At 51.1% G+C, this 4,035-nt stretch carries 4 protein-coding genes; all 4 read left to right on the top strand.

All coding sequences use genetic code 11. The features are described from left to right. Positions 1-283: 283 nt before the first annotated feature. The 4 genes from AAF564_26325 (at position 284) to AAF564_26310 (ending at position 3,878) form a co-directional block, all read left to right on the top strand. A complete protein-coding gene (locus AAF564_26325; protein ID MEM8489090.1) occupies positions 284-748 on the top strand; it encodes a GNAT family N-acetyltransferase in 465 nt (154 codons plus the stop codon). A gap of 1 nt (position 749) precedes the next feature. Further along, complete coding sequence (locus AAF564_26320) at positions 750-1,115, top strand: DUF6122 family protein (protein ID MEM8489089.1); 366 nt, start codon at positions 750-752, stop codon at positions 1,113-1,115. A 217-nt stretch (positions 1,116-1,332) separates the two neighbouring features. Beyond that, entirely contained in the window at positions 1,333-2,079 is a 747-nt protein-coding gene (locus tag AAF564_26315; protein MEM8489088.1) for a PAS domain S-box protein, read from the top strand. A 158-nt stretch (positions 2,080-2,237) separates the two neighbouring features. Continuing rightward, entirely contained in the window at positions 2,238-3,878 is a 1,641-nt protein-coding gene (locus AAF564_26310) for a T9SS type A sorting domain-containing protein (GenBank protein ID MEM8489087.1), read from the top strand. Positions 3,879-4,035 lie beyond the last annotated feature (157 nt).

Genomic DNA, 4,035 nt, shown 5'->3' with positions numbered 1-4,035 from the left:
TCGTACCAGGATGCCAGTGGCGGGAATTAATACACGGCATTTAAGGGCGCTAAGTGGGGCGTTGAGTATCGCGTGTTGAATGGCGAAAGTCGAGTGCTCTCTTTTTTTGCCCCGAAAACCCGAAAACCCGAAAACCCGAAAACCCGAAAACCCGAAAACCCGAAAACCCGAAAAAAACACCGACCATCCCCTTGATCCGTATCATTCGCCATTCATTTTGAATCCTGGCAGCAGCCCCATATCATAGGGCCTTTAACCTATCCTATCTCTGCTGCAGGGCAAAATGAGAATCAGACCATGCCGATCCGAAGATGCCGTTGCGCTGTCTTCGCTTTTCTACCGTTCGGTGAAGCACCTGGGTGTGCGCAAGTATTCAGATGAACAAGTTGAAGCCTGGGCATCACAAACGCCTACTCCGGGTCGAATGCACAGGATGGGACACGATGGACGCTTGCGGCTGGTTGCCATCGTCAGGCAACAGATTGTCGTTTATTGTGACCTTGAGCAGGATGGGCACATCGACCACTTGTATGCAGCACCAGAGGTAGCCGGCCAAGGGTATGCATCGCATTTGTATGAAACTTTGGAAGCTGAAGCCCTGCAGTTGGGAATCAAGAAGTTGGTAACTGAAGCAAGTGAAGTGGCGAAGCCGTTTTTTGAGCGGAAGGGATTTGACGTGCAGCAGCGTCGCGAACTGCAACTTGGTGGCGTGGCCATTCATAATTATGCCATGACAAAAGCGCTCTAAGATGATTGCCGCGCTCCAGCCAATTGTTCATTATGCGCTTCACTTCCTGGCGCCGGCAGCCCTTGCCTGGTTGTTTTTTCGTCCGCAGTGGAAAAAGGCCTGGCTCATTATGTTGGCAACCATGCTTGTTGATATAGACCACATTTGGGCCTGCCAATCGTTTCTTGCAGCAGAAGGTGTCACACAGCTCTTTTCATGTCCCACCTTGTTTGTTGCGGACCGGTGCAGCATCGGATTTCATCCATTACACACAGAAGTTGCGATCGCGGGTTATCTCCTCATGCTGCTTGTGCCCCGGCTTCGCATTGTTGCTACAGGGTTGCTCTTTCACATGTTTACAGATGGACTGGATTGTCTTTGGATGTAGCGTATGTGGTGATGCTAAACTGTCGTGTTAGGCATGGGGCAGGGAGGAAGCGGGAAACGTGGTTAGACCTTCATAGACTTTGCATGAAATTGTGACACGTTCTTAACTGTACTTATGTAGCCGGCGCATACATTAGATTCCCGTTAAACTCAATTCTATTTACGGCCGCTCCTTTTGCCTCCCCAAGCAAGCTCGCGGCCCGGATATACCGGTTGCCATGAGTACTAGAATTATTCCTACGAGAAACGACAATTCCCTTGCAGCACTGCATGCCATAAACACCTGCTTCCTGAAAACAGGTGCGCGCACATTTAATGCCCTCAAACAGCGTATTGAAAAAGACGAGAGCCGCTTTCGCTTTATTGGTGATTTGCTGGTCAAAGAATCCAGCTTCTTCAGGCATTATGCAGATTACAGCCTCTATAGAAAATTTGTACCGGACCCACACGTGGTGCAGGGGCCTTACATCGTCCTTATTTCTGCTGATTCACACGCGTGGCACCATGTAGACGATTCCCTTGAGCAGTACCTCGGGTACTCGCTCTCCGAACTGGAGAATGACTGGGTGGTGGCGTATCATCCCGACTCTTATGAAGAGACAGACGAGAAGCTGACCACTATATTGCGTGAGCTCCATATGGGGACCGCAAATTACCGGGAAGTGGATGTGCATTACCAGACCAAAATAGGGTATAGCGTTTGGGCACAATTAACCTTTTCTCTGGTGAAAGACTGGAAAGGTACACCCGAGTACTTCATGACGGTCATCCGAGACATCACGTTAATCAAGTGGACCGAGAACCTCTATACCTCATTGACCGCGCTGATCAATCTGGTTGAAGAAGCCGGCGTATATGATGCAAGCATCACGGCGCTCGATGGACTGCTCCGCCATTACGACGGAGAATCGATTGACCGGCAAGTGATGTCATCTATCCAGGCGATGCTCGAGCCGGGGAAATAAATGGCCTGTATACGGCCTTGCGCTTTTGGCTTGCCGTTTTGCACCGTGAAGTGCGCACTGGTTTTATTTAATAACCCGTAGGTGATTACGGTTTTTTGGAGTACCTTTTGTGCGTTCAGCCGTGAGACCATGAACCAAGAGGTAATTTCATGAAGTGTATGTCCAGATTGGGTTTGCCGGCCCTTTTGCTTGTGATGCTGGCGGGCACTGCTAATGCGCAGCAAGACACCTGGGACGTGATTCAGACGAGGATCTTTGACAATAACTGTGTACAGTGCCATGTCGCCGGCTCTGGCTTTGCGGCACAGTCGGGCCTCGTGCTCACGGCGGATGTCTCCTACGACAACCTGATCGATGTGCCTCCCAAGAATAGCGCAGCCGCAAAAGCGGGTTTGGTGCGCATCAGTTCTGTTGGGGGATTGCCGGCGCCGCACCTGAGTTTTCTGTGGGAAAAGGTCAACGCGCCAAACCAGGCGCACTTCTATGACGACCACCCCGACTATGGCTCCCTGATGCCGCTGGGGTTGCCATCCCTCACAACCGGTGAAATCAACTACCTCACCGCCTGGATAGAAGCCGGCGCACCCGAAAATGGCATCGTTGCAGATGAGGCATTGTTGAATGACGATACGCGCTATGAGCCGCCGCCATTTACCCCGCTTGATCCCCCTGCACAGGGCATGCAGTTTCACGTAGGGCCTTTTGATGTGTGGCCGGCAGAGGTACACGACCGCGAATTCCTCTACTACGAGCCCTTTGAGACAACAGAAGACGTGTTTGTGAGTGGGTATGAGATCTCGATGCGTCCGGGTAGCCACCACTTTATTCTGTACAATTACCCGGCAGGCGTGAGCACACCGCCACCTCAGACGTACAGGGATGTCCGCCAGCCAAACGGTACGCTCAACGCTGCGCCGCTCCTGCAGCTAAATGTGCTGTTTCCATTTCGATTTTTTGTGGGTACACAGACCCCGTACATCCGTTACCAATTCCCGGAAGGCGTTGCGCTGCGGCTGCCTGCCGGCTCAGGTTTTGATCTGAATTCCCATAGCGTCAACCGTTCTACAGAAACGATTACCGGCGAAGTGTACGCAAACATCTACACGGTAGATGAGGAAGATGTAGACTTTTTTGCTTCGCCTGGCAATTTTAATAACATGGGGTTTGAGTTGCCGCCCAACCAGGTGACAACTGTTTCCAAAACCTTCACCTTTGGCGAACAGCAGCATATTTTGCAGATGTGGGCACACGCGCACGAACGCATGACAGAATTTCGGATTGAGGGGGTTGGCGGCAAAAACGACAACAAACTGCTGTATTGGACCAACGACTGGGAGCATCCGCCGTTGCTGCATCTGGATCCACCATTGACATTTGAAGCCGGCGATCAGGTTCGCCTCGTAACCACGTATAACAACACAACCGACCGGACCATCCGCTTTGGCTTGTTGAGCTCGGATGAAATGCAGTTCATGTTCTACCAGTATTTTACAGGCGAATTGCCAACTTCCACAGAAGAGGAAGGCGTGTCGCCTGATGGCTTTGCGTTGGCGCAAAATTTCCCGAATCCCTTTAGCGGCAGCACCACCATTACATACCAGGTGCCACAGCCCACCCAGGTGAAGATTCGGGTGTATGATGTGCTTGGTCAGGAAGTACAATTGTTGTCCAATCAAACGGTGCCGGCGGGTAAGCACGAAGTAGCCTGGGACGCTGAAAATCAGCCTAGCGGCGTATACTTTATTGTGATGGAAGCCGGCGCTGTGATCAAAACCAAAACAGCGTTTTTGATTAAGTGATTTCTTTTTCGGGTTTTCGTCTTCCCGTTTTTTGTGACTCCGTTTTTTTGTGACTCCGTTTTGTTGTGACTCCGTTTTTTGTGACTCCGTTTTGTTGTGACTCCGTTTTGTTGTGACTCCGTTTTGTTGTGACTCCGTTTTGTTGTGACTCCGTTTT

The sequence above is a fragment of the Bacteroidota bacterium genome, from assembly GCA_039111535.1.
Lineage (GTDB): Bacteria > Bacteroidota > Rhodothermia > Rhodothermales > JAHQVL01 > JBCCIM01.
Note: the sequence above shows the minus strand (reverse complement) of the source record. Positions and strands in the feature narration are given on the sequence as shown.

Excerpts from the sequence above, each read along its gene's own strand:
- AAF564_26325 (MEM8489090.1), top strand. The coding sequence starts at position 284 with ATGAGAATCAGACCATGCCGATCCGAAGATGCCGTTGCGCTGTCTTCG.
- AAF564_26320 (MEM8489089.1), top strand. The coding sequence starts at position 750 with ATGATTGCCGCGCTCCAGCCAATTGTTCATTATGCGCTTCACTTCCTG.
- AAF564_26315 (MEM8489088.1), top strand. The coding sequence starts at position 1,333 with ATGAGTACTAGAATTATTCCTACGAGAAACGACAATTCCCTTGCAGCA.
- AAF564_26310 (MEM8489087.1), top strand. The coding sequence starts at position 2,238 with ATGTCCAGATTGGGTTTGCCGGCCCTTTTGCTTGTGATGCTGGCGGGC.